Consider the following 25385-nt stretch of genomic DNA (forward strand, 5'->3'; position numbering starts at 1 on the left):
CACTTCCCGAAAATTTCACGGAGCTTGAAACCGGATGAGACGCGCCAAGATCGTCGCAACACTCGGGCCCGCCACGTCGTCGTATGAGATGGTTCGCGCCATCATCGACGCCGGTGTGGATGTCGCCCGCCTCAACCTGAGCCACGGAGATTACTCCGTGCACGATGCCAACTTCGCCAACGTGCGCAAGGCGGCAGAAGACGCCGGTCGCCCGGTCGCCGCCCTCGTCGACCTCCAGGGTCCGAAGATCCGCCTCGGCAAGTTCGAGAACGGCCCCCACGACCTGCTGCCCGGTGACATCTTCAAGATCACCATCGAAGACATCCTCGGCACCAAAGAGATCGTCGGCACCACGTTCAAGGGCCTTCCGCAGGACGTCCGCCCCGGCGACTTCCTGCTGATCGACGACGGCAAGGTCCGCGTCGAGGTCGTCGAGACCGACGGCACCGTCGTGACCACCAAGGTCATCGTCGGCGGTCCGGTCTCGAACAACAAGGGCATCAACCTGCCCGGCGTGGCCGTCAACGTGCCCGCGCTGAGCGAGAAGGACGAAGCCGATCTGCGCTGGGGCCTCAACGCCGGCGCCGATCTGATCGCGCTGTCGTTCGTCCGCGACGCCAGCGACATCACCCGCGTGCACGAGATCATGGCCGAAGAGGGACGCTACGTCCCCGTCATCGCCAAGATCGAGAAACCGCAGGCGGTCGACAATCTCGAAGAGATCATCGACGCGTTCGACGGCATCATGGTCGCCCGTGGCGACCTGGGCGTCGAGTTGCCGCTCGAGGCCGTGCCGATCGTGCAGAAGCGTGCCGTCGAGCTGGCCCGCCGCATGGCGAAGCCCGTCATCGTCGCGACGCAGATGCTCGAATCGATGATCACCAGCCCGGTGCCCACCCGCGCCGAGACCAGCGACGTCGCCAACGCCGTCCTCGACGGTGCGGACGCTGTCATGCTCTCGGGCGAGACCAGCGTCGGCGACTACCCGGTCGTGGTCGTCGAGACCATGGCGCGCATCGTGGAGTCCACCGAGGAGCACGGTCTCGATCGCATCGCGCCGCTGACCAACAAGCCGCGCACCCAGGGCGGCGCGATCACCCTCGCCGCCGTCGAGGTCGCCGACTTCGTCGAGGCCAAGTACCTCTGCGTCTTCACCGAGTCCGGCGACTCGGCACGTCGCATGTCGCGCCTGCGTGCGACCATCCCCATGATCGCGTTCACGCCCGAGCCCGGCATCCGCCGCCGCCTGGCGCTGACGTGGGGCGTGCGCTCCACCCTGGTTGAGCACGTGTCGCACACCGACAAGATGTTCCTGCAGGTCGACGACTACCTGCTGTCGAACGACCTGGCCAAGGTCGGCGACAAGGTCGTGGTCATCTCGGGTTCCCCTCCCGGAATCGCGGGCTCGACCAACGACCTGCGCGTGCACCGCGTCGGCGACGCCGTGCACGGTGCGGCTCCCGGTTACCAGGACGTCTGAGTCCCGACGACGCGCGCCGGTTCGTTCCGGCGCGCGTCGCCTTCGTTCCCGCCCGGTAGATTGGGAACGCAACACCTGCCGGTGTGGCGGAATGGCAGACGCGGGGCACTCAAAATGCTCTGTCGAAAGACGTGTGGGTTCGAGTCCCACCACCGGTACCCGCGACAGCATCCCGTGCGATCGGGGGCTGTGATCCGGGGGATTGTCCCCTCCCAGACTTAGGATGGTTCCGTGACTGATCAAGAAGCCGCTCCGGCCAGCGCTCCGAACGCACCTCGACGCGTCGTCGTGGCCGAAGACGAGTCGCTCATCCGCCTCGACATCGTCGAGATCCTGCGCGACAACGGCTATGACGTCGTGGGCGAAGCGGGCGACGGCGAGACCGCCGTGCAGCTCGCCACCGAGCTGCGTCCCGATCTCGTGATCATGGATGTCAAGATGCCGCAGCTCGACGGCATCAGCGCCGCCGAGAAGCTCAGCAAGAACCACATCGCCCCCGTGGTGCTGCTCACCGCCTTCAGCCAGAAGGAGCTCGTCGAGCGTGCCAGCGAGGCCGGCGCCCTGGCGTACGTGGTGAAGCCCTTCACGCCGAACGACCTGCTTCCCGCGATCGAGATCGCCCTCGCCCGTTACGAGCAGATCATCACGCTCGAAGCCGAGGTCGCCGACATGGTCGAGCGCTTCGAGACCCGCAAGCTCGTCGACCGGGCCAAGGGCCTGCTCAACGAGAAGATGGGCCTCAGCGAGCCCGAGGCCTTCCGCTGGATCCAGAAGGCGTCGATGGACCGCCGCCTGACCATGCAGGACGTCGCGAAGGCGATCATCGAGCAGCTGGCCCCCAAGAAGGGCTGACGAGACCTCTCGCGAAATGGATGCCACTTCGGTGGCATCCATTTTTCGTTCCCGGGGGAGGGGGTCGGCGCAGGAGCAGAGCCTGTCAGCGCGACGGCAAGGGCCGCGCGCGCGACCACGATCAGCGCGCGGGGGCGTCCTTGATCATGTTCGTGATGCGCACCGTCGAGCAACGGCGGCCCTGCTCGTCGGAGATCGCGATCTCGTGCACCGTCAGCGAACGGCCCAGGTGGATCGGTGTGCAGACGCCGGTGACATGGCCCGAGGTGGCGGAGCGCGTGTGCGTGGCGTTGATGTCGATGCCGACGGCCAGACGCCCCGGACCCGCGTGCAGGTTGGCGGCCATCGATCCCAGCGACTCGCCGAGCACGACGTAGGCGCCCCCGTGCAGCAGGCCGACCGGCTGGGTGTTGCCCTCGACGGGCATGGTGGCCACGCACCGGTCGACGGTGAACTCGACCCACTCGAGGCCCATCTTCTCGGCGAGGGCGCCCATTCCGCGCAGCTTCGCCCAGTCGAGGCCGGACACGGAGTCGGAGGGTGTGGACGTCATCATCGCCTTCGTCGGGCCGGGACCGGGGGAGTGTCCGTGGCACTCGTTACGCTGGAGGAGTGACGGATGCCGAAAAGCCTACTCTCCTCGTCGTCGACGGCCACTCGTTGGCCTACCGCGCGTTCTACGCGCTGCCCGTCGACAACTTCTCCACGAAGGACGGACAGCACACCAACGGCATCTACGGCTTCCTGTCGATGTTCGTCAACCTCGTGAAGGCCGAGAAGCCGACGCACCTGGCTGTGGCGTTCGACACCTCGCGGCAGTCGTTCCGCACGCGCGAGTACGCCGAGTACAAGGCGAACCGCAGCGAGTCTCCCGCCGAGTTCAAGGGCCAGATCCCGCTGCTGCAGGACTGCCTGCGGGCGATGGGCGTCCCCGTGCTCGCGAAAGAGGACTTCGAGGCCGACGACATCCTCGCCACCCTCGCCACGCAGGGTGAGGCCGAGGGTTTCACCGTGCTCGTGTGCTCGGGCGACCGCGACACCATCCAGCTCGTCACCGACGACGTCACGCTGCTGTACCCGAACGTGCAGGGCGTGTCGCAGCTGAAGCGCTACGACACCGCCGCCGTCATCGAGAAGTACGGCCTGCCGCCGGCGCAGTACCCCGAGATCGCCGCCCTGGTCGGCGAGACCAGCGACAACCTGCCGGGTGTGCCCAAGGTCGGCGAGAAGACGGCCGTGAAGTGGCTGACCCAGTGGGGCTCGCTCGACGCCCTGCTCGACAACGCCGACAAGATCACCGGCGTCGTCGGCGGCAACCTGCGCGAGCACATCGACGGCGTGCGGCGCAACCGCACCCTCAACCGTCTGCTGCGCGACGTCGAGCTCGACAAGGCCCCCGGCGACCTCGCGATGCAGCCGCTCGACGCGCAGGCCGTGCGCGACATCTTCGCGCGTCTCGAATTCCGCACGCTTCTGCCGCGCGTGTTCGACGCCCTCGGCGGCGACCCGGGCGATGCCGTCGACGAGGCTCGGCCCACGGCGACCGCGCCGACTCCCGCCACCCTCGACGCCACGGCTCTCGTCGAGTGGGCGACGGGCGTCACGGGACCCGTGGGACTGTCCCTCACCCTCGAGGGCGGCCGACCGGCGCACCTCGGTCTGGCGACCGCCGACGCCGCGGTCGAGGCCGCGTGGACCCCCGCGGTCCGCGACTCCCTCGCCGAGTGGTTGGCCTCCGATGCGCCCAAGGTCCTGGCCGATGCCAAGCCCCAGATCAAGGCGCTCGCCCGCGAAGACGTGACCCTGCGCGGCATCGCCTCCGACGTCATCCTGGCCGGCTGGCTCGTGCGCCCCAGCTTCCCCGACAAGACGCTGGGCGACCTCGTCGAGCGCTTCCTCGACGAGAAGCTCCCCGAGGCCGACCCCACGCAGCTCGTCCCCGAGACCGAGGGCGCCACGCCCGGCCAGCTCGCGTGGTTCATCCGCCGCGTGGCCGAGGCGCAGCGCGCCGACATGCCCGCGCGCGTCGCCGAGGTGCTCGACGACATCGAGCTGCCCTCGCTCACCGCTCTGGCCGACATGGAGCTCGCCGGTGTCGCCGTCTCGCACGAGAAGCTGTCGAGCTTCTCGGCCGAGCTCGGCGCGCGAGCCGACGCGCTCGCCCGTGACGCCTACGCGGCGATCGGCCACGAGGTGAACCTCGGTTCCCCCAAGCAGCTGCAAGAGGTGCTGTTCGACGAGCTGCAGCTGCCGAAGACGCGCAAGACGAAGAGCGGCTACACGACCGACGCCGCCGCCCTCGCCGACCTGCAAGAGAGCGCGCCGCACCCGTTCCTCGACCTGCTGCTCAAGCACCGCGAGGCGACCAAGCTCAAGCAGATCATCGACGCACTCGACGCGGCCACCGGCGCCGACGGGCGCATCCACACGACCTACGTGCAGACCGGCAGCCAGACGGGGCGCCTGTCGAGCACCGACCCCAACCTGCAGAACATCCCGATCCGCACCGAAGAGAGTCGCCGCATCCGTGCGGCCTTCGAGGTCGGCGAGGGGTACGAGACCCTGCTCACCGCCGACTACTCGCAGATCGAGATGCGCATCATGGCGCACCTGTCGGGCGACCCCGGGCTGATCGAGGCGTTCAACTCGGGCGAAGACCTGCACCGCTTCGTCGGCGCGCGCGTCTTCGGCGTCGACCCCGCCGAGGTCACCCCGGCCATGCGCACCAAGGTCAAGGCCATGTCGTACGGCCTCGTGTACGGCCTGTCGGCGTTCGGGCTGTCGAAGCAGCTGCGCATCGAGCAGTCCGAGGCGAAGAAGCTCATGCTCGAGTACTTCGCCCGCTTCGGCGCCGTCCGCGACTACCTGCGGGGGTCGGTGGAGCAGGCCCGCCAAGACGGCTACACCGAGACGATCTTCGGCCGCCGCCGCCCGTTCCCCGACCTCACCAGCATGAACCGCGTGCTGCGCGAGAACGCCGAGCGTGCAGCCCTCAACGCCCCCATCCAGGGCAGCGCCGCCGACATCATGAAGGTTGCGCTGTTCCGCATCAGCGACGAGCTGGCATCCGCGGGTCTGCGCTCGCGTGTGCTGCTGCAGATCCACGACGAGCTCGTCGTCGAGGTGGCGACGGGGGAGTGGGATGCCGTGGAGCAGATCGTGCGTGCGCGCATGGCCGACGCCGCCCAGCTCACCGTGCCGCTCGACGTGCAGATCGGCCGCGGCGCGGACTGGGACGAAGCCGGGCACTGACGCGGGGGCAGGCGCTGCGCTTCCGCGCCGGGGCCGGGGGCGCACGGACTGCGCTGCCGCACCGGCGCCGCGGTCCGCTTGCTCCGGCGGATTGGCGCACCCGAGCGCCCTCGACCCCGCGTCATCTGCCGTATCGGCATCCGGCGCGATCCGGGGCCGAGGTGCATCTGCGCCCCGGCTTGCCTAGGCTCGAAAGATGACTGACGCACAACGCACCCCCACGCCGATCGACACGATCGCCGACGCGTGGGTCGACACCCTGGCCGAGCGCGTACCCACCCTGGCGACGTACATCGGACGCGACGAGCACAACGGCCGCTTCGGCGACTACAGCCCCGAGGGCACCGATGCCCTCGTGGCCGAGGCGCGTACGGCGAAGGCCGCCCTCGAGGCGGCCCAGCCCGTCGACGCGATCGACACCGTCACGCAGATGGACCTCGTGCGCGAACTCGATCTGATGATCGAGCAGCACGCGGCGCGCACGCACCTGCGCGACCTGAACGTCATCGCCTCGCCCGCGCAGGACATCCGAGCGACCTTCGACCTCATGCCCACCGCCACCACCGACGACTGGGCGACGATCTCGCAGCGCCTGCGCGCCCTGCCCGCCGCGATCGACGGCTACGTCGAGACCCTGCGTCGGGGCATCGCCGAGGGCGTCGTCCCCGCGCGCCGGCAGGTGACCGAGGTGGTGACGCAGATCGGCCGCTACACCGCCGACACGGGCTTCTTCGCCGAGTTCGTCGGCAACGCCGCTCCGGCCGAGGGACAGCTCCCCGCCTCGCTCGCCCGCGATCTCGACCAGAACGCGGGAGCCGCGCGCGTGGCGTACGACGCGTTGGCCTCATTCCTGTCGTCGGAGCTCGCCCCGGTCGCAGGGGACGTCGACGGTGTGGGCCGCGAGATGTACGCGCTGCACTCCCGACAGTTCCTCGGCGCCGAGATCGACCTCGACGAGACCTACGACTGGGGCGTCGAAGAGCTCGCCCGCATGGTCGCCGAGCAAGAGGCCATCGCGAACGAGATCCTCCCCGGTGCGAGCGTCGAAGAGGCCGTGGCCTTCCTCGAGAAGGACGAGTCGCGCAAGCTGCACGGCACGAAGGCCCTGCAGGAATGGATGCAGCGCACGAGCGACCACGCCGTCGCCGAGCTCGGTCGCACCCACTTCGACATCGCGGAGCCCATCCGCACGCTCGAATGCATGATCGCCCCCACCAACGAGGGCGGCATCTACTACACCGGTCCGACCGACGACTTCTCGCGCCCGGGGCGCATGTGGTGGTCGGTGCCCGAGGGCGTCGACACCTTCGACACCTGGCGCGAGCTGACCACGGTCTACCACGAGGGCATTCCGGGGCACCACCTGCAGATCGCGCAGGCCGTCTACAACCGCGCCGAGCTCAACTCGTGGCGGCGACTGCTGGCCGGCACGAGCGGTCACGCCGAGGGCTGGGCGCTGTACGCCGAGCGTCTGATGGAGCAGCTGGGCTACCTCGACGACCCGGCCGATCGCCTCGGCATGCTCGACGGTCAGCGCATGCGCGCGGCGCGCGTGGTGCTCGACATCGGCGTGCACCTCGGCAAGCCGCGCCTCGACGGGACCGGCACGTGGGACCACGACTACGCCCTGGCGTTCATGCTGAAGAACGTCAACATGAGCGAGGAGTTCGTGCGTTTCGAGGTCAACCGCTACCTCGGCTGGCCCGGGCAGGCGCCGGCCTACAAGGTCGGCCAGCGCATCTGGGAGCAGGTGCGCGACGAGGAGCAGGAGCGCCGCGGCGCCGACTTCTCGATGAAGCAGTTCCACACGCGTGCGCTCGACATCGGCGGCGTCGGTCTCGACACGCTGCGGGCGGCTCTGGCCTCCGGCTGAGCGAGGGGGGCGTCGCGATCGCGGCGCCCCTCCGCCGATGCGGGGAATGTTTCGTCCTCGCGTAAAGTTCATTCATCCGAATGCAAGGAGACCCCATGGACGCCACCCCCGTCGAGCTCGGCCTCGATACCTTCGGAGACATCTCGCGCGGCCCCGACGGGTCGCTCCAGTCCGACGCGCAGACCATCCGCAACGTCGTCGAGCAGGCCGTGCTCGCCGATCAGGTGGGCCTGTCGTTCTTCGGCGTGGGGGAGCACCACCGCAAGGACTTCGCGGTCACGAGCCCCGAGATCGTGCTCGCCGCCGCCGCCGCCCGCACCTCGAACATCCATCTCGGCACCGCGGTGACCGTGCTGTCGTCCGACGACCCGGTGCGCGTGTACGAGCGGTTCGCCACGCTCGACGCCGTCTCGAACGGTCGCGCCGAGGTCATCCTCGGGCGGGGGTCGTTCATCGAGTCGTTCCCGCTCTTCGGCTACGACCTCAGCGACTACGAACAGCTGTTCGAAGAGAAGCTCGAGCTGTTCTCGCTGCTGCTCGACGAGAAGCCCGTCACCTGGTCGGGACGCACGCGGGCCGGGCTCCAGGATGCCGACGTGTACCCCAAGACCGAGAACGGCCTGAAGGCGTGGGTCGGCGTCGGCGGTTCGCCGGAGTCGGTCGTGCGCGCCGCACGCTACGGCTACGGCCTCGTGCTCGCCATCATCGGCGGGTCGTCGGCCCGGTTCCGCCCCTTCGCCGATCTGTACCGCCGCTCGCTGCAGGAGCTCGGCAAGCCCGCCATGCCGATCTCGGTGCACTCGCCCGGCCACGTCGCCGAGACCGACCAGCAGGCGTGGGACGAAGCGTACGAGGGCGTCGCCGAGCTGAACACGACGATCGGTCGCGAACGCGGCTGGCCCGCTTACAACCGCCTGCGCTTCCAGCAGGACGTCGGCCCCGAGGGCTCGATGTACATCGGTTCGCCCGAGACCGTGGCCACCAAGATCGCCGCCACCGTGCGCGTGCTCGGCGCCTCGCGCTTCCAGATGAAGTTCGCCAGCGGTTCCATCTCGCACGACCGACTCATGTCGGGCATCGAGCTGTACGGCACCCGCGTGCTTCCGCTGGTGCGCGAGATGCTCGCCGACACCGATCTCTCCGTCGACGCCGACCTGCCCGGCATCCGGTGACCACGACGACCGACACCGTGCGGGTGTCCGAACGCCTCGACGCGCTGCCGTTCACCCGCCGTCACGGCAAGATCCTCACGGGGTCGGGTCTGGGCTGGGCTCTGGATGCCATGGACGTCGGGCTCATCTCGTTCGTCATCGCCGCACTAGCGGTGCAGTGGCAGCTCGCGCCCACGCAGGCGTCGTGGATCGCCTCGGCGGGCTTCGCCGGGATGGCGATCGGGGCGAGCCTCGGCGGGCTGCTGGCCGACCGTTTCGGTCGACGCCAGGTGTTCGCCCTGACGCTGCTGGTCTACGGCGTGGCAACCGGGGCGAGCGCCCTGGTCGGGGGCCTCGGCGCCCTGCTGGTGTTGCGCTTCGTGGTGGGGCTGGGCCTCGGTGCGGAGCTGCCCGTGGCCTCGACCTACGTGAGCGAGTTCGCGCCGGCGCGTATCCGCGGGCGCCTGATCGTGTTCCTCGAAGCGTTCTGGGCCGTCGGGTGGACCGCCGCCGCACTCATCGGGTACTTCGTCGTCCCCGCGTCGGCCGACGGGTGGCGGTGGGCGTTCGCGCTCGGCGCGATCCCCGCCGTGTACGCCTTGATCGTGCGGTGGGGGCTCCCCGAGTCGCCGCGCTGGTTGGCCTCACGCGGCCGCAACAGCGAGGCGGTCGCGATCGTGCGCGATCTCGAGGCCGCCGCCGGGCGCATCTCGCTCGAGCCCTCGTCCGAGGGAGTCGCGGCATCCGCTCCCGCCCCGCGCGCACGGGTGGGCGCCCTCTGGTCGCGGTCGCTCCGCGCGCGCACGGCGAGCCTGTGGGTGCTGTGGTTCTGCGTCAACTTCTCGTACTACGGCGCCTTCATCTGGATCCCGACGATCCTGGTCGCCCAGGGCTACGACCTCGTGCGCTCGTTCGGCTTCACGCTCATCATCACTCTCGCGCAGCTGCCCGGGTACGCGGTCGCCGCGTGGCTCATCGAGGCCTGGGGTCGGCGCGCGACGCTCGCCACCTTCCTCGCGGGTTCGGCCGTCGCTGCGGTGCTGTTCGGCACCGCGTCGGGCGAGGTGTCGCTGATCGCCACGGGCATGATGCTGTCGTTCTTCAACCTGGGCGCCTGGGGCGCCCTGTACGCCGCCACGCCCGAGACGTACCCGACGGCGCTGCGCGCAACGGGTGCCGGGTGGGCGGCCGGGGTCGGACGGATCGCCTCGATCCTCGCCCCGCTGGCGGTGCCGCCGCTGCTCGCCCTGGGCGGCGCCCCGGTGCTGTTCATCGTCTTCGCGGCGTTCTTCGCGGTCGCCGTGGTCGCCGCGCTGTTCTTGCGCGAGCAACGGGGTCGCGCGTTGGCGTGACCCGTCGCCGCGCTCGCCGCGCTGTTCTCGCGCGAGCAGCGGGATCGCGCGCTGGCGTGAACCGTCGCCACACACCGTCGAGTGTCCAGGACACGCCGTGCTCGCCCCGACGGACGCGGCGTGTCGTGGACACTCGAAGGGGTGGGCCCCGCGCGTAGGCTCGACCCATGGCATCCGTCCGCTACGTCGCGATCGGCGACTCGTTCACCGAAGGAGTCGGCGACGAACTGCCCGACGGAACCGTGCGGGGGTGGGCCGACCTCGCCGCTCAGGGATGGGCGGATGCCACCGGCGAACCGATCGAGTACACGAACCTCGCGATCCGCGGCAAGCTCATCGAGCCGATCGTCGAACAGCAGCTCGAACCGGCGCTTGCGCTGAAGCCGACGCACCTGTCGTTCAACGGCGGGGGCAACGACATGCTGCGTCCGCGCGCCGACCTCGAGCGCATCGTCGGCCTGTTCGAACATGTGCTGCGCCGGTGCGACGACGAGGGGGTGCAGCTGATCGTGCTCTCGGGGGCCAACCCCTCGGCGGGGCTTCCCCTCGGGCGCGTGCTGCAGGTGCGCGGCGACCGGCTGTCGAAAGCCGTCGAGGAACGCCTCGCGTCTCGCACCGACGTCATCACGGCGTACAACTGGTTCGACCGCGAGCTCGCCGGCGGGGAGTTCTGGTCGATCGACCGACTGCACATGAACACCCGTGGACATCACCGCGTCGCCGCGCGCGTGCTCGAGTCGGTCGGTCTGACGGCACCGGAGGAGTGGTGGCGCCTGCGCCAGATCCCCGAGATCGAGCGGCTGAGGGGCTCGGCCTACTACCGCGAGCACGTCGCGCCGTGGGTGCGCCGTCGACTGGCCGGCACCTCGTCGGGCGACGGCCGCGCGCCGAAGTTCGGCGGGCAGTGGGTGGAGTTGACGCCGCGCGGATGACGGGCCGGGGCTCGGCATCCGGAATCGTCCACACCCTGGCCCGGGCGGCCACGGGCGCCTAGGATCGCCGGATGTCCCCCTCGACCAGGACGTTCTGTTCCCTCGCGATCGTCGCCGTAGCGGCCATCGCACTCACCGGATGCACCGGAGACGACGACGCGGCACCCTCACCCGGCGCCGTCGCGAGCGAGACGACGCCGTCGCCCTCCGCGTCGCCGTCCGTGACCCCCGACCCGTGGGCGGGGTACTTCGACGATGAGGTGGCCACCGCCGCACCCGGCGACTTCCTCTGGCAGTCCTGGGGCACGTTCGGCGACCCGGGCGGCGTCGCTCCGTTCCGCAGCGACAACCAGACGATCGACCCCGGCGCCTACGCGGTCACGATCGATTGCGCCGGACCCCAGGCGGTGACCGGGCGCATCTCGACCTCGGCGGGGACGGCCATCGGCGAGCCGCTGGTGCTGCCGTGCCAGGCATCGACGCAGGTGCAGATCGATCTGCCCGAGCGTGGTCTGCTCGTCGAGCTCGACAGCGACCGCGAGCCGGGGGCGTTCCTCATCCGGGTGAGTGCCCGGGGGTAAGAGGCTGCGGGGGAGGGGATCGGCGGGTCAGGACGTGCGGCACTCCGCACCAAGAACGAAGTGCAGCATCCCGTCGATCGTCGAGCGATCGCGGGCCGACACACGCACGACGCCGTCATACCGGAGGTCCTCCTGCATCGCGCGGTCCGTCGCGAATCCGGCTGCGTCGAAGGCGGCCAGGATCGCCGAGTAGGAGCGAGCATTGTCGCCTGTGGAAAGGGCGAGATCGATGCCCGTCGCTCCATCGCAGGGCAGCTCGGCGGCCGAGGGGATCGCGACGGGTGCGCCCGCGGCATCCGTAACCGGACCTATCGCGGAGTTCACGACGAGGGCGGCCAGCCGCACGACCTCGACCCGAGGGTCACCCGCGGCGGTCGGTCGAGGGCCACCGTCAGGATCGGGGGCGACCGTCGGCGATGGGAGCGAAGTGACCGGCTCGGGCCCTCCCGCCAGGCCGCACCGCACGTCGCCCGGATCGACGATGCGGGGGAGCACGAACCGAGGCTCGCCGACAGCGCCCAGCGGCTCGGTCGCGCTGTCGAACGTGTGCCACACGCGCAGGAGATCACCGTCGACGACGACCATGTACGAGCCTTGCGAGAAGGGCGTGTGCCCATCGTCGGTCGACACGTGTGCGACGGAGGTGGCGAGAATTCCCTCGGGACGCAGGACCTCGATCCGCGCCGATCGGAGGAACGGACGCTCGCTCACGACGTAGCCGGTCTCGCAACCCTGGGCCACCAGAGGCACCACCGTGCCCCCGCCCGTCACCACGCCGATCAGCCCGAAGACGAGCATCGCCCCGAACGCCGCCAACCGCAGCGGGACGAAGAGCAGCAACCACCAGCGCGGTGCGGGGATGGCGCAGACGAGCAAGAAGAACAGAACCGCGGATGCCAGGGCACTCGCCGCGGCGAGGGATTCGGCATCCATCGACGCGATGAGCACCTGCGTGCGCCCGTCGTCGCGCGCACTCACGGCCATCACCGCGGCGAAGACCGCGACGGCAACGACGAAGAGCGACCCGCAGAGCACGCTCAGAGCTCGTCGTGGCAGGCGAACGGGTGCGGCCCAGATATCGCGCGACATCGCGTGAGCATCGCAGGCTTGACTGAGCGCTGACCGCACACCCGGTCCATGGATTCATGCGCGACGATGTCCTCATGACTCTCGCGATCGTCACCGGAACCACCAGCGGAATCGGCCTGCACACGGCCATCGGCCTCGCTCAGCGCGGCGCCCGGGTCGTCGCCACCGTGCGCGACACCGGGCGCGCCGACGCGCTGCGCGCCGCGGCATCCGACGCCGGTGTCGAGCTCGACATCCGCGCGCTGGATGTGACGGATGCCGCGGCCGCCCAGGCCCTCGTCGACGCGGTCGGCCCGGTGGACATCCTCGTCAACAACGCCGGGCGCGGCGCCGTCGGCACGCTCGAGCAGCTCACCGACGCGCAGCTGCAGGAGCAGCTCGAGACGAACTACCTCTCGGTCGCGCGACTGACGCGTCTCGTGCTCCCCGGTATGCGCGAACAGGGGAGCGGCCGCATCGTCACGGTGACGAGCGTCGGGGGAGTGGTGGGTCAGCCGTTCTCCGACGCGTACTGCGCGGCGAAGTTCGCCGTGGAGGGACTCATGCAGTCGCTCGCGCCGGTCGTCGCCCCGTTCGGCATCGACGTGTCGATCGTCGAGCCCGCGGCCGTCGCCTCGTCGTTCGTCGACTCGGTGCACCGCGCGGCGCCGGGCCCGTACGCCGCCCAGCAGCAGGCCTACCTCGACCGCGCAGCGACGTCGTTCGCGAACGCGCAGCCCGCCGACGAGGCCGCCGAGACCGTCATCGAGGCGGCGCTCACCGATGCCCCGCGCTTCCGTTGGCAGACGTCGGAGGCCGCCGTGCGCTTCGCCGGTCTATCGATCAGCGACCTGTCAGGAGCACGCGTGCTCGACGTGACGTCGAGCTGGGTGCGCTGAGGCCGTCCTCTCGCGGCGCCGATCAGGCTTCTGACCTCCTGCGGCGCCGTCGCGTAGCGTGGGCCTCGTGACGCGGGTGTGGCTGAGCGCGACAGAGTGGGCGTGCTGTGGGGACCCCTTCGTGGTGGGGGACACCGTCGAGTTCCTCATCGGATCGCGGAACGTGCCCCCGCTTCTTGCCCGGCAGCTCGGCTCCGAGTGCGCGGCGACCATCGACGCCCTTGAGGAACGGCATCCGCAGAGGCCGACCGATGACATCGTGCGCGGGCGGGTGCGTGAGGTCCACACAGTGTCACAGCAGCACGTGCTGCGTTTCACGCTACGTCGCCCCGGCCACGGCGCGCCCGCCGGCGCGCAGATGCCTGCCGAGGAGGAGCCTTGGCCTCTCGCCGGTCGCGACCTCGGGAACGGTCTGTTCGTCGGGTCACGTCCCACGAGGTGGATGGTGACGAGCGAGGCCCTGCCGGGTGCGGTGACCCTCACCCCGTGCGTCCGCGTACCCGAGGGCCGTGGTGACTCCGCCCCGGCCGTGGGGAGCGATGAGCTCGACGGATCGGAGCCTGCTGAGCGCACCGTCGTCGCGCAGATCGGATGGCTGGTCGACGTCGACGAGCAGACACCGCCGATAACGGCGCCCGTCAGTACAGCAGCGCCGCAGGCTCGAGATGGGCGGTCTGGTCTCCGACGAGCGTGAGCTCCCGCGGGTCGATCTTTCGCACCTCGGTGGTGTCGGCCAGATCGTCGAGGGTGACCCAGAAGATGTTGGGGCTCCGCGTCGAGCCGAAGTAGTAGACCCGGTTCGTGAGGTCGGCTCCGGCACGCCACCAGGTGGGGTACACGTCGCCCGTCGAGTACGGCGCGCCGTAGGGGACCGAGACGTTGGCGATGAGCTGGAACACTCCCGCCACGGCCTCCTCGGTGTTCTCGGGCTCGGGCAGGTAGTGCAGGAAGTACGCCGAGCGCACGAACCGGTCAGCCGACGTGATGTCACCGGGCGGGGGGAGCTCACCGCCGAAGGGCCGATACCGGGCGAGGTTCTCGAGCTGCTTGTCGAGCGTGGGGGAGTTGGCCATCACCGTGTACTCCGAGCCGTGGTGCACGACCAGCTCGCCCCCCAGAGGCTCGATGATCGCGGAGTCTCCGGAGGCGTCTTCGAGGGCGATGTGCACCCCGAGTTGGATGCCGCGGAACAGCGGCGAGGTGATGCGCACGCGGTCGATGTGGGCGACGGCATCGGCCACCGTGGCGAAGTTGTCGAGCAGGTACTGCACCCACAGCGCGTTGGCGACCGACGGCCGCCCGTCGGGCTCGGGGAACTCGACGTCGGTCGGGTCGAGGTACAGGGCGTGGGCGCCGAGCCCCTTCTCGTTGAGGCCATCGACGGTCCCCATGCCCCACATGCTGGTCACGACGCTCGCGTAGGCAGACGTCCAGGTCAGCGAATGGTCGTCGGCCCGGCCGTCGCGGGCCGTGCCGCGGGGGAGGAACCACAGCTCGGGTTCGTCGCTGACGGCCCAATCCATGCAGCGGCTGACGGTCTTGGCGACGTCGTTGGTGTTCCAGAAGATTCGCGTGCACACGAGGTGCAGCGTATCCCTTCGCGACGAGGACGCTAGGGTGCACACGTGCCTGTGGAAAGTGACACCCCGTCGACCGGCCCCTGGGGCTGGGTCGGAGTGTGGGTCCGCGAAGAGAAGTTCTGGCGCGATATCGGCGCACGAGTGCTGGCGGGTGTCGTCACGGCGGCGATCGTCTACGCGGGGGCGCTGCTGCTCGGCTACCTGCACACGCCCGAGATCGGCGCGGGCCTTCTTCTGGGTCTCGGTGTCTTCGCCTGCGGGAGCCTCGTCGCGGGCAGTGTCGCGCTTCTGAACGGCTCGCGATCGCGCCGGAGGGCGGGGCGGGGCATCGGGACGCGCATCGCGCTCGCGATTCTTCTGCTGCTCGCAGCGGGTGCCATCGCCGTGGGAGTCGTGTCGGACGTGTTCTTGGCCTGATCGAGTCGAGGGATCGGCGCCGGCCGTGTGGGCGTCGGGGAAGGGCCGCTCCTCTTTAAGCTGACATAATGTGCATTATCGGCGTACGCTCTAGTTTGGCTGCATCGAGCGAAAGAACCCCCGACGCGCTGCAGAGCACGCAGCAAATGCCGAGCACGTGCGCTCTGACGAGATCCGCATCCGCGCACAGCGTGCTGACCGCGCGAGCACCCACGGCCGGCGCCTCGCACGTCGACGGCCTCACCCGCGGCCAGGTGCCGTTGCCGGAAACGCGCTCGCGACGGAGAACGTCTTGATACACGTTGTGCTTAATTCACGATTTTCTGTATCCTGGCCGCATGTCGACGATCGCACCGAGCGCCACCGCGACCCACACCGCCGCACTGGCACGCCTGGGGCACGCTCTGTCCGACGGAACGCGCGCGGGGGTGCTCCTCGCTCTGCGGGAAGCTCCGGCGTATCCGTCCGACCTGGCGGACACGCTCGGGGTGTCGCGTCAGGTGATGTCGAATCAGCTGGCGTGTCTGCGCGGCTGCGGGCTCGTCGAGGCCGTGCCGGACGGGCGCCGCACCTGGTACCGGCTCGCCGACGCGCACCTCGCGCCGGCGCTGGATGAGCTGCTGCGCGTCGTCCTCCACGTCGAGCCCGACTGCTGCGCGGGTGAGACGTGCACGTGCGCATGAGCGATGCCGCGACCGATAGGCGGAGCGTCCTGCAGCGCCGCATCCGGTGGATCGTCGCCGCCACGATCGTCTACAACGTCGTCGAGGCCGTCATCGCCCTCACGGCGGGAACGATCGCCTCATCGTCAGCCCTCATCGGTTTCGGCCTTGACTCGACCATCGAGGTGCTTTCGGCGGCCGCCGTCGCGTGGCAGTTCACTCGACGCGAACCCGAGCGATGGGAGAAGGGCACTCTTCGCGTCATCGCGGTCGCGTTCTTCGCCCTCGCCGCCTACGTCACGGTCAGTTCCGGTCTCGCCCTCGTGGGCCGCGTCGAGGTCGAACACTCCCCCGTCGGCATCGCCCTCACGGCGCTCAGCGTCGTCATCATGCCCTTCCTCTCGCTGGCCGAGCGACGCGCGGGCCGCGAGCTCGGGTCGGCGACCGCCGTCGCCGACTCGAGGCAGACGCTGATCTGCACCTACTTGTCGGCTGCGGTGCTCGCCGGCCTCGTCCTGAACGGGGTGTTCGGCTGGTGGTGGGCCGACGCCGTCGCGGGCCTCGTCATCGCCGCTTTCGCCCTACGCGAGGGGCGGGAAGCCTGGCGCGGCGACGCCTGCGCCACCTCCGTCGGGATGATCCTCGAGGCCGACCATGACCGCGCCGACCACGACACCACCGCGCATGACCACGCGCACGAGAACCATCACTGAGCCATGAAATCCCTCTTCACGCCCTTCACCGTGACCGCCGCGGCGCTCGCGATCCTCATCGTCGCCGGGCTGGTCGCCTTCCTCGTCGACCGAGCCCAGTCCCCCGGCCCGTCAGCGAACCCCGCGATCATTCGAGACGACACCCACGTCTTGGACGACGGCGGCGAAGACGCGGTGACGGTCGTGGAGTTCCTGGATTTCGAATGCGAAGCGTGCGGCGCCACGTACCCCGTGGTCGAGGAGCTGCGTGAGAAGTACGCGGGGCGCATCACGTACGCCGTCCGCTACTTCCCCCTCCCGGGCCACGCGAACTCCACCACTGCTGCCGTCGCGGCCGAAGCCGCCGCCCAGCAGGGCCGGTTCGAGGACATGTACCACCGCCTCTTCCAGACGCAGAGCAGCTGGGGCGAGGCGCAAGAGTCTCAGGCCGACATGTTCCGCCGATACGCCGCCGAGATGGGACTCGACATGGTGGCGTACGACGCGGCGGTCGCAGACCCGGCGACCGCCGCCCGGGTGAAATCGGACTTCGACGATGCCCGCGCGCTCGGCGTGCGCAGCACTCCCACGTTCTTCGTCGAGGGCGCCCCGCTCGTCCTCCAGAGCGTGAACGACCTCGAGAACGCGGTGAAGGCGGCCATCGAGCGCTGATCCCCTCAGCCGTCGGCAATCGTCGAAGGTGAGGCCCTCCGAGGCGCCACCCCCTCAAGCCTCGTCTGCCTCCTCGCTGCGAGAGCCGACCGTGCATCGCGACCGTCTCCGCCCCCGTTACGCTCGAATCGATGCCTCCCACCCCCGCTCCTCTGCCCCGCCGGGTCCTCGCGTGACCGGCGTCCTCACCGGCTTCGCGGTCGTGGGCCTCGCCGTGGTGGTGGGCTACGTGATCGCCCGCATCGATCTGCTCGGGCCGCACGCGCGCCACGTTCTGAGTCGCCTGACGTTCTACGTGCTCTCACCCTTCCTTCTGTTCACGGTGCTCGCCCGCGCCGACGTGGCGACGCTGTTCTCGGCGCTTCTGCCGGTGTCGATGATCACCGCGGCCGTGATCATCGGCCTGTACACCCTCGTCTCGGCGCTGATCCTGCGTCGCCCGGTCGGCGAGACGGTCATCGGCGCGCTGTCGGCGGGCCAGGTCAACAGCAACAACATCGGCATCCCGATCTCGCTCTACATGCTCGGCAACGCGGCGTTCTCGGCTCCCGTCATCCTGTTCCAGCTGCTCGTGCTCATGCCGATCGCGCTGTCGATCCTGGATGCCGTCACCTCGGGCTCCCGCTCCGTCAAGCGGATCGTGACGCAGACGGCCAAGAACCCGATGCTCATCGGATCAGCGCTGGGTGTGCTCGTCGCGGTGCTCGGTATCGACCTGCCGCCGATCGTCTTCGACCCGCTGCACCTCATCGCGGGGGCGTGCGTGCCGGTTCTGCTGATGTCGTACGGCATGTCGCTGTACGGCCAGCGGGTGCTGACCGAACCCGGCCGTCGCGTCGACGTCGTCATCGCATCGGTCTTGAAGCTCGTGGCCATGCCCGCTCTGGCGTGGCTCGTCGCCCTGTGGTTCGGTCTGCCCGACGACCAGGTGTTCGTGGTCGTCGTTCTCGCCGCGCTCCCGACGGCGCAGAACGTGTTCAACTTCGCGCAGCGGTACGGCGTCGGCGAGATCCTGTCGCGCGATGTGGTGTTCCTCTCCACCGTCGGGTGCCTTCCCGTGCTGTTCGCGGTGGCCCTGCTGCTCGGGTGACCTCACCCTCACACGTCGACGGCATCACCCCCTCTTCACCCTGTGGAGAGTTCTGACGGCGGCCGGGCGCGGTGAGCCTACGATGCTCGCGTCCCCTTCGCCGACCCACCGCGGGAGCCCTCTTGACGTCGTTCTCCATCGACACCGAAGCGGTGCGCGAGATCGCCGCCCGTGTGCAGGGCATACGCGACGAAGCGCCTCTCGCCGTCCCACTCCCCCGCGTCGAGTTCGGTCACGGCGGACTGGCCGCGGCGACCGCATCCTTCTCGGCGCTTCTTCTGCGTGCGTGGCGCAGCCGACTCGTCGAGACGGAGCAGATCGCCGCGCGCCTGCGTGCTTCCGCGGATGCCTACGACGAGGCCGACGAGGCGGCGGCAACAGCTCATGGGTGATCTCGCCTCCGTCGCCGACCCCCTCGTCCTGATCCCCGGTCGCCCCCACCAGATCTTCTCCGCCGCCCGCGCCTGGACCCAGCTGTCCGACGCGGCGGTGGGGCTCTCCGACCGGCTGTTCGCCGTCTCCGCACACGACGCCTGGCAGGGTGAGGCCGCAGACGATTTCTCGCTCCGACGCACCTCCGCCGCCGACGACTGGTCGGTCGTCGCCCAGGTGCTGGTCGAGTGCGCGGCCAGCCTCCACCGGTACGCCGAGACCCTCGCCTGGGCGCAGGGCCGGGCCGTGGATGCCGTCGACCTGCATCGACGGGGTCTCACCGAAACGCTCGAGACGGCCGCTCAGAACCCTGCCCCGGGCTCCGCCCCGGGCGCCGCCGATACCGGAGCGGCCCTCCGCGTCCGCGCCGAGGAGCTCCTGTCCGAGGCCCGCGAGGTCGTGCGCACCCGCGGCGAGGAGTGCGCGGCGGCGATCGAGGCCGCCGCCCGTGGGATGGGCGAGAACGGGCGATGGAGCGCCGCTCTGTTCTTCGCCCCCGCACCGTCGATCGACGCGCTCGCCCCGCGGTCCGCGACCCGCCGCCTGGGGATCTCCATCCTGGAGCGCCTGTCTCGGGCCGACGCGGAGCAGCAGATCAGTGAGTTGCTCGCCCTCCACCCCGACTGGATGACGCTTCTCGAGCAGTTCCCACCCGACGACGACGAGGTCCGGGCGTGGTGGGACGGCATCGACGACCCGGCGGCCCGCTCCGCCCTGCTCGCCGCGATCCCGGCCGTCCTGGGCACCCTCGGTGGGCTGCCCCCGCTCGTTCGGGTGGCCGCCAACCGCGAGAACGCCGCGGAGCGCGTGGCAGCACTCGAACGTTCCCTCGACGACCCCCACCTCGCCCCCGAGGAGCGCGCGGCGATCACGGCAGAGAGGCAGTACCTGCAGCGCGCGGTCGACGGCGATGTCCAGCTCTACCTGTACGACGCCCCCGCGCATCGCATCGTCGAGATGATCGGGACTCCCTCGACGTCCACGACGACGACCATCACCTACGTGCCGGGCACCTTCACGAGCATGCAGAGCTTCTACGGAGGGGATCCGCAAGAGGTCGTGGAGTGGATGAACCAGCAGGATGCCGGTGTGCTCGGCTTCGTCTGGAAAGACGGGGTGTTCCCGGGCGATGAGGCCGGGGCCCCGCCTTCCGTCGCCCTCGCGGAGCTCCCGCTGGCGACGGGGCTGTCGCAGGCGAACGATCCGGATCTCGCGCGCGCCATGGGAGACCGTCTCGCCGGCTTCGCCGCCGAGATCCGCGGCGCGAGCGACGCCGTCGCCGACAGCGAGAGCGTGGCGATGGGGCACTCCTGGGGTCTCGCACCCATCACCGCCTCGGAGGTCGCCGGCGCTCAGTACGACCAGGTTCACTCGCTGGCCGGGGCCGGGATGCCGGAGGGGTGGGCACCCGATCCGCGAACGACGTACACCCACTGGGCGTACACCGACGTGCTCACCATGGCGCAGGAGACGGGAGTCGTCTGGGAAGGACGCGTCCCCGCTCACGAGCCGGCCTTCGAGAGCCACGTCTACGCGCGAGACGGAGACGTCGAGATCCCGCTCCCCGCTCCCCCGGCGATCGGCCTACCCGGGATCGAGCCGCAGCCCACGCCCAGCTTCCGGGTGTCGTTCCGCGCGCTCGAGAATCACCAACTCATCGCGAGCGACGAACTTGCCAACCTCAACGTGCTCGAAGACATCCGAAGAAGGGTCCGCGAATGAAGAGATCACTGCTGTGGGGAGCGATTCTTGTTGTCGTCGCCGGTTCGCTGACGGGTTGCTCCGCGCCCGGACACAGAATCACGGACGACAGTCTGGACGTCTACGGAGCGAAAGACATCGCACAACGCATGGAACGAGCACTGTCGGCGTTCGTGCCCAAGGAGGCAACGTCGTCTGTGGAACAGATCGATTCGGGCGTCCTGCTCTCCTGCGAAGGTGACCGCTCCTTCCGGTGGACTGGACACCTCTACATGGATCTCGTAACGGACATTGATACGGAGCCTCTCGTCGACGAGGTCGCCGCTCACTACTCCGAGGAGCCAGGTTTCTGGACCGAACGGGACACGACCCGCGACGGCGTGCCTCGAGTGCGGGTCCGAGGTCCACACGGATCGAGCTACTCCATGGCGCTCAGCGTCGACCGCACGCGCATCGAGATCCTCTCCTTCTCCCCTTGCTTCCGCCTGGCCGACGGCCTCCACCCGCGCGACACCTACTGACGGGACCGCACCGTGTACATCCGGTTCGACAGCGCGCGCCACGGCGAGCTCGTCGCGCACCTCGACCAGGCCCTCTCGGGCATCGCGATCGAGATCGACCTGCTCGACCGGGAGGCCACTCGCCTTCGCGGGGACTGGCACGGCTCGGCGCGCGACGCCTACGACCGGACCCACACCGCGGGGGCGGCGTTGCTCGATGAGCTGGAGCGCGGGCTGCGGGGTGCCCGCGACTTCGCCTCAGCGACGGCGGAACGATTCGTCGCGACCGAGCGCGCGGTCCGCGCCCTGTGGCGCCGGTGAGCGGCCGCGCCACATCGCGATCCTCCGCGCTGCCGCCCACCAACGCAGCGATCCCGGCACGACCGAGGCGGCGTCGCACACACGCGGGTCGGCCCGCGCGCGGCCCGCAGAGGGGTTCAGTGTCCGCGAAACGCCGCGCACGGCGGTGCGTGTGCGGCGTGTCCGGGACACTCAACAGCGCGCGCGACGCAGCGAGGACCGCAGAAGGGCTGAGTGTCCACGACACGCCGCACATGGCCGGGTCGGCGCGGCATGTCCTGGACACTCAACGATCGGCGCACACCCCTGTCCCGCACGACCGGCGCAACCCCCGATCCCCGCACGACCGGCAGTCCGGGCGCAGCCGGCGCCGCGATCAAACGACCTCTGTGACGCCGCTCGACGCAGCGTGGACGCCCGGGTCGCGCGGGTTTCGTCGTGCGGTCTAAGGTGAGCACTGTTCACAGCGTTCATCCAGAAAGGCACGCAATGTCGCCCTCGTCCACGACCAGCCCCGCTCTCAGCGCCGTCCGCACCGCGCTCGGCGTCAGCGGCGCGCTGTCGCTCGTCATCGGCCTGCTCATCCTGGTGTGGCCCGGCCGTACCGCCGAGATCGCCGTCGGCATCATCTCTGTCTACGTCATCATCGCCGGACTGGTGAACATCGGCATCGGCCTGTTCTGGCGCTCCGGCTGGGCTCGCATCGGCTACATCGTGCTCGGCGTGCTGTTCATCGTCGCGGGCATCTTCTCGTTCGCCAACCTCTCGGCCACGACCGCGTGGTTCGGCGTCTTCATCGGCACCCTCGTCGGCATCCTGTGGATCATCGAGGGCGTCGTCTCGCTCACCACCGTCGGCCACGGATCGAAGGCGCGGGCCTGGACGATCTTCTTCGCGATCGTCAGCATCCTCGCCGGCGTCGTGCTGCTGTTCTCGCCGCTCCTGGGCGCGGTGACGCTGTTCCTGCTCATCGGCATCTCGCTCGTCATCCTCGGCATCTTCCAGATCGTGCGAGCGATCCAGTTCGGCAAGGCCGCGTAACACGGGTACGCGAAAGGGCCCGGATGCCATGGCATCCGGGCCCTCTCCGATTCACGCGACCGGCAGGTACCGCGCCCACCATTCGAGCACCGCATCGAAGCGCTGCACCCGGTGCTGCGGCCGACCCGCGCGGGTGAGCTCGTGGTCTTCGCCGGGGAAGACGAGCATCTCGGCCTCGGTTCCCTGGCGCTTCAGCGCCGCGTAGTAACGCGTGGCCTGTTCGAGCGGGCAGCGGAAGTCCAGCTCGGAGTGGAGCACCAGCGTGGGGGTGCGCACCCGGTCGACGACGGCCATGGGGCTCTGCGCGGCCATCTGCTCGGGGTCGGTCCCGACGTACTCCTGACCGAAGAACGAGCCGATGTCGCTCGAGCCCGGGAACGCGGTCGGGTCGAGGAACCCGCGCTCCACGATCGCGCCGGCGAAGCGGTGGTCATGCGCGATGATCCATGCGGTCATGTATCCGCCGTAGGACCCGCCCATCACGCCGACGCGGTCGCCGTCGAGGCGAGGATCTGCCGCCACGACGCCGTCGAAGAAGTCGAGCACGTCGAAGAAGTCGAGGGTGCCCATCTTCTGTCGGATCGACCGGCCGTGGGCGCGACCGTATCCGGCGCTCCCGCGGGGGTTGCTGTAGACGACGGCGTACCCGGCGTCGACGAGCACCTGGGTCTCGTCGAAGACGTGCACCCCGTATGACGCGTACGGCCCGCCGTGGATCTGCAGGATGACCGGGAACGGCCCCTCGCCCTCGGGCGTGGCGACCCACCCGTGCACCGGGTAGCCGTCGCGGCCGGCGATCTCGTGCTCGACCGGCACGACGACACCCCGCTCGCGCACGGCGGCGCCGAAGTCGGTGACGGCGCGAACGCCCGCGACGGGGTCGACGAGCACCAGCTCACCGAACGATTCGGGCGCGGCGACGGATGCCACGACCCGGCCGTTCGCGACGGCGTGGCCGTTGACCTCGAGGTCCCCGCCGAGGACCTCGGACACGTCTGCTCCGCGCGTGACGCGCAGCAGGCGCAGGCGCCCGCGGGTGCGGTCCTGCACGAGCACGTCGCCGTCGTCGAACGACAGGTGACTGCCGACCTCGCCGAGATCGATCGTCTCGGCGTCGGTGAGCCGGCGCGGACCCTCGGCCTCCAGCAGGAACAGCGAGACGCCGGGGGCGACGAAGTCCACGCCCTCCGGCCCCACGTCGTTCGCAAGCGCGAAGATCGCCCCGTCGGGCGCCACGGCGACCTCGGCGACCGACAGGTCGGCTGAGGTCGAGAGCACCTCGCGCTCGGCCCCACCCTCGACCGCGACGGCCACGATGCGGTCGCGCAGGTCGCGGCGGTCGGTCTCGATCACGTCGGGAACGCTCAGCAGCTCGCTGCCGTCGTGCGTCCAGACGACGCCGCTCCAACTGGTGTCACCCTCGGTCAGCCGCGTGGGTTCGGCGGGTATCACGCGCTTCTCGGGCGCTTCCAGCGCCGGAGCGGGCGTGTAGAAGGGCTCCGCCTCGGTCGAGGGCGCGTCCACCACGAAGAGATGGCTCGGGCGGTCCAGGTAGCCGGCGCCGTTCGAGTGCCACCGGATGCCGGTGATCCGACGCGGCGGTTCGGCGGCGGCATCGCGCCCCTCGACGGTGCCGTACCGACCGGGCTCGGGCACGCGCGCCGAGAACGCCAGACGCGTGCCGTCGGGCGACCAGGCGACGTCGGTCACTCCCCCGGGCTGGTCGGTCACCTGGACCGGCTCACCACCGAGGACCGAGACGACGAACACCTGCGCGCGGCCGCGCTCATCGGCGCGGAGGAACGCGACGGTGGCGTCGTCGGGCGAGAGGCGCGGCGCCTTGTCGGCGACACCGCGCGTCAGGCGGCGCGGCGCGCCGTCGGGCAGGTCGACCCGCCAGAGCTGGCCCACTCCGCGGTCAGCGACGAGATCGGGGCGCGAGGTGGCGAAGACGGCGACGTCGCCGTCGGACGAGAGCGCGGGGCGCCCCACGGAGACGAGCGCCTCGATGTCGACGGAGCGCATGCTCACTCGCCTCCGAACGAACCCGTGTCGCCCACGAGACGGGTGTTGTCGGCGGGAACCGGGTCGAGGGCCGCACGGGCGACCTCGGCCGCGAACTCCGACACGTTGTACAGCTTGCCGGCGTCGTCGCGGCGGGCGGCGATCGCGCCGGGGTTGGCGCGCTCGAGCAGGGTGGCCGTGATGGTGCCTTCGATCATGTCGCCCGAGACGACGGTGAAGCCGATGCCGCGCTCCTCGAGAGCGGGGATCTTCTCACGCAGCGCGTCTTCGCCGGCCCGCTTCGACAGCGCGACCGGCTCGTACTCGGGCATGGTCGGGGTGGTGCGGATGAAGTGCGCCTGGTGACTGGTCACGAACACCACGCGCGCGTCGGCCTTGAGCAACGGCAGCGCGGTTTCGAGCACGGAGACCTGCGCGTCGCGGTTGAGCAGCAGCGCGTAGTCCTCGGCCATGCCGGACTCCATGCCGCCCGAGGCGTTGAGCACGAGCACGTCGAGGCCTCCGAACGTGCGCTCGACCTCGTCGAACATCGCCTTCACCGACGCGGGGTCGGTGAGGTCGGCGCCCACGACGAGCGCCTCGACGCCCAGCTCACGCAGCTGCGACGCCAGCTTCTCGGCGCGCGGCGCCTTGTTGCGAAAGTTGATGACGACGTTCGCGCCGGCCTCGGCGAAGTACTTCACGGTGTCGGCGCCGATGCCGCGCGACGAGCCGGTGACGAGCGCGGTCTTGCCGCTCAGGGAGCCGGACGGAAGGGTCTGAGACACGGATTCTCCTGACGATTCGAAAAAGGGGGACCGCGAGCGGGGGGACACTCGGAGCCCCTCCCAGCC

Annotated in this window: 25 protein-coding genes and 1 tRNA gene; 21 read left to right on the forward strand and 5 right to left on the reverse strand. The window is 70.0% G+C overall.

The annotated features are described in order from the left end of the window. Nucleotides 1–34: 34 nt before the first annotated feature. The 3 genes from pyk to ASG45_RS11625 all read left to right on the forward strand — a co-directional run bounded on the left by pyk (nucleotide 35) and on the right by ASG45_RS11625 (nucleotide 2332). The gene (gene pyk, locus ASG45_RS11615; protein ID WP_055837460.1) at nucleotides 35–1480 is read left to right on the forward strand and encodes a pyruvate kinase; all 1446 of its coding nucleotides are present in this window, start codon (nucleotides 35–37) and stop codon (nucleotides 1478–1480) included. Between the two features lie 77 nt (nucleotides 1481–1557). Further along, nucleotides 1558–1638: transfer RNA gene (locus ASG45_RS11620), tRNA-Leu, on the forward strand. 73 nt (nucleotides 1639–1711) lie between these two features. After that, nucleotides 1712–2332 carry an ANTAR domain-containing response regulator gene (locus ASG45_RS11625; protein ID WP_055837463.1) on the forward strand — a complete coding sequence of 207 codons (621 nt, stop codon included), beginning with the start codon at nucleotides 1712–1714 and terminating at the stop codon, nucleotides 2330–2332. Nucleotides 2333–2453: 121 nt separating this feature from the next. Here the strand turns inward: ASG45_RS11625 and ASG45_RS11630 are convergent, their stop codons facing one another. Beyond that, nucleotides 2454–2885 (reverse strand): hotdog fold thioesterase, encoded by a 432-nt coding sequence (locus ASG45_RS11630; protein WP_055837944.1) that lies wholly within the window; start codon nucleotides 2883–2885, stop codon nucleotides 2454–2456. A 59-nt stretch (nucleotides 2886–2944) separates the two neighbouring features. On the opposite strand from ASG45_RS11630, the gene polA reads away from it, so the two are divergent. The 6 genes from polA (at nucleotide 2945) to ASG45_RS11660 (ending at nucleotide 11473) form a co-directional block, all read left to right on the forward strand. Beyond that, nucleotides 2945–5584, forward strand: coding sequence for a DNA polymerase I (gene polA, locus ASG45_RS11635; RefSeq protein ID WP_055837466.1), 2640 nt, complete (start codon nucleotides 2945–2947; stop codon nucleotides 5582–5584). A gap of 196 nt (nucleotides 5585–5780) precedes the next feature. Next, nucleotides 5781–7457, forward strand: coding sequence for a DUF885 domain-containing protein (locus ASG45_RS11640; RefSeq protein WP_055837471.1), 1677 nt, complete (start codon nucleotides 5781–5783; stop codon nucleotides 7455–7457). A 95-nt stretch (nucleotides 7458–7552) separates the two neighbouring features. Further along, entirely contained in the window at nucleotides 7553–8629 is a 1077-nt protein-coding gene (locus tag ASG45_RS11645; protein ID WP_055837474.1) for an LLM class flavin-dependent oxidoreductase, read from the forward strand. After that, nucleotides 8626–9960: an MFS transporter gene (locus ASG45_RS11650; RefSeq protein ID WP_055837478.1), complete on the forward strand. Its 1335-nt coding sequence runs from the start codon at nucleotides 8626–8628 to the stop codon at nucleotides 9958–9960. The genes ASG45_RS11645 and ASG45_RS11650 overlap by 4 nt, the downstream gene beginning before the upstream one ends. Before the next feature lie 167 nt (nucleotides 9961–10127). After that, nucleotides 10128–10892: an SGNH/GDSL hydrolase family protein gene (locus ASG45_RS11655; RefSeq protein ID WP_055837481.1), complete on the forward strand. Its 765-nt coding sequence runs from the start codon at nucleotides 10128–10130 to the stop codon at nucleotides 10890–10892. Between the two features lie 71 nt (nucleotides 10893–10963). Next, a complete protein-coding gene (locus tag ASG45_RS11660) occupies nucleotides 10964–11473 on the forward strand; it encodes a hypothetical protein (RefSeq protein ID WP_055837484.1) in 510 nt (169 codons plus the stop codon). 27 nt (nucleotides 11474–11500) lie between these two features. On the opposite strand, the gene ASG45_RS11665 is transcribed toward ASG45_RS11660, so the two are convergent. Next, nucleotides 11501–12562 carry a hypothetical protein gene (locus tag ASG45_RS11665; protein WP_156459431.1) on the reverse strand — a complete coding sequence of 354 codons (1062 nt, stop codon included), beginning with the start codon at nucleotides 12560–12562 and terminating at the stop codon, nucleotides 11501–11503. A gap of 74 nt (nucleotides 12563–12636) precedes the next feature. Here ASG45_RS11665 and ASG45_RS11670 point away from each other — a divergent pair, with 74 nt between their 5' ends. Together ASG45_RS11670 and ASG45_RS16770 are read left to right on the forward strand one after the other, a co-directional pair. Then, the gene (locus tag ASG45_RS11670; protein WP_082516591.1) at nucleotides 12637–13440 is read left to right on the forward strand and encodes an SDR family NAD(P)-dependent oxidoreductase; all 804 of its coding nucleotides are present in this window, start codon (nucleotides 12637–12639) and stop codon (nucleotides 13438–13440) included. Nucleotides 13441–13516: 76 nt separating this feature from the next. Next, entirely contained in the window at nucleotides 13517–14134 is a 618-nt protein-coding gene (locus ASG45_RS16770; RefSeq protein ID WP_442922820.1) for a DUF6578 domain-containing protein, read from the forward strand. On the opposite strand, the gene ASG45_RS11675 is transcribed toward ASG45_RS16770, so the two are convergent. Further along, complete coding sequence (locus ASG45_RS11675) at nucleotides 14079–15020, reverse strand: linear amide C-N hydrolase (protein WP_055837492.1); 942 nt, start codon at nucleotides 15018–15020, stop codon at nucleotides 14079–14081. The two genes, ASG45_RS16770 and ASG45_RS11675, sit on opposite strands and share 56 nt — an antisense overlap. 45 nt (nucleotides 15021–15065) lie before the next feature. Here ASG45_RS11675 and ASG45_RS16395 point away from each other — a divergent pair, with 45 nt between their 5' ends. The 10 genes from ASG45_RS16395 to ASG45_RS11725 all read left to right on the forward strand — a co-directional run bounded on the left by ASG45_RS16395 (nucleotide 15066) and on the right by ASG45_RS11725 (nucleotide 22527). Beyond that, nucleotides 15066–15437 (forward strand): hypothetical protein, encoded by a 372-nt coding sequence (locus ASG45_RS16395; protein WP_162242844.1) that lies wholly within the window; start codon nucleotides 15066–15068, stop codon nucleotides 15435–15437. A 338-nt stretch (nucleotides 15438–15775) separates the two neighbouring features. Next, complete coding sequence (locus tag ASG45_RS11685; protein WP_055837498.1) at nucleotides 15776–16120, forward strand: ArsR/SmtB family transcription factor; 345 nt, start codon at nucleotides 15776–15778, stop codon at nucleotides 16118–16120. Next, nucleotides 16117–16812, forward strand: coding sequence for a cation diffusion facilitator family transporter (locus ASG45_RS11690; RefSeq protein WP_055837947.1), 696 nt, complete (start codon nucleotides 16117–16119; stop codon nucleotides 16810–16812). Before ASG45_RS11685 ends, ASG45_RS11690 begins: the two co-directional genes overlap by 4 nt. Nucleotides 16813–16815: 3 nt before the next feature. Further along, on the forward strand, nucleotides 16816–17463 hold the full coding sequence (locus tag ASG45_RS11695; RefSeq protein WP_055837502.1) for a DsbA family protein: 648 nt from the start codon (nucleotides 16816–16818) through the stop codon (nucleotides 17461–17463). Nucleotides 17464–17635: 172 nt separating this feature from the next. Next, complete coding sequence (locus ASG45_RS11700; RefSeq protein ID WP_055837505.1) at nucleotides 17636–18553, forward strand: AEC family transporter; 918 nt, start codon at nucleotides 17636–17638, stop codon at nucleotides 18551–18553. Between the two features lie 122 nt (nucleotides 18554–18675). Beyond that, on the forward strand, nucleotides 18676–18945 hold the full coding sequence (locus tag ASG45_RS11705; RefSeq protein ID WP_055837508.1) for a hypothetical protein: 270 nt from the start codon (nucleotides 18676–18678) through the stop codon (nucleotides 18943–18945). Beyond that, a complete protein-coding gene (locus ASG45_RS11710) occupies nucleotides 18938–20707 on the forward strand; it encodes a putative T7SS-secreted protein (RefSeq protein ID WP_055837511.1) in 1770 nt (589 codons plus the stop codon). The genes ASG45_RS11705 and ASG45_RS11710 overlap by 8 nt, the downstream gene beginning before the upstream one ends. Beyond that, nucleotides 20704–21207: a hypothetical protein gene (locus tag ASG45_RS16225; protein WP_156459432.1), complete on the forward strand. Its 504-nt coding sequence runs from the start codon at nucleotides 20704–20706 to the stop codon at nucleotides 21205–21207. Before ASG45_RS11710 ends, ASG45_RS16225 begins: the two co-directional genes overlap by 4 nt. Before the next feature lie 12 nt (nucleotides 21208–21219). After that, nucleotides 21220–21507, forward strand: a complete 288-nt coding sequence (locus ASG45_RS11720) for a WXG100 family type VII secretion target (protein WP_055837517.1) — start codon at nucleotides 21220–21222, stop codon at nucleotides 21505–21507. A gap of 468 nt (nucleotides 21508–21975) precedes the next feature. Further along, nucleotides 21976–22527: an HdeD family acid-resistance protein gene (locus tag ASG45_RS11725; protein ID WP_055837520.1), complete on the forward strand. Its 552-nt coding sequence runs from the start codon at nucleotides 21976–21978 to the stop codon at nucleotides 22525–22527. 51 nt (nucleotides 22528–22578) lie between these two features. On the opposite strand, the gene ASG45_RS11730 is transcribed toward ASG45_RS11725, so the two are convergent. Both ASG45_RS11730 and ASG45_RS11735 read right to left on the reverse strand, forming a co-directional pair. Further along, nucleotides 22579–24552: a S9 family peptidase gene (locus tag ASG45_RS11730; protein WP_055837523.1), complete on the reverse strand. Its 1974-nt coding sequence runs from the start codon at nucleotides 24550–24552 to the stop codon at nucleotides 22579–22581. A 2-nt stretch (nucleotides 24553–24554) separates the two neighbouring features. Further along, nucleotides 24555–25319: an SDR family oxidoreductase gene (locus ASG45_RS11735; RefSeq protein ID WP_055837526.1), complete on the reverse strand. Its 765-nt coding sequence runs from the start codon at nucleotides 25317–25319 to the stop codon at nucleotides 24555–24557. Nucleotides 25320–25385: the final 66 nt, after the last annotated feature.

The sequence above is a fragment of the Microbacterium sp. Leaf436 genome, from assembly GCF_001424715.1.
Classification (GTDB): Bacteria; Actinomycetota; Actinomycetes; order Actinomycetales; family Microbacteriaceae; genus Microbacterium.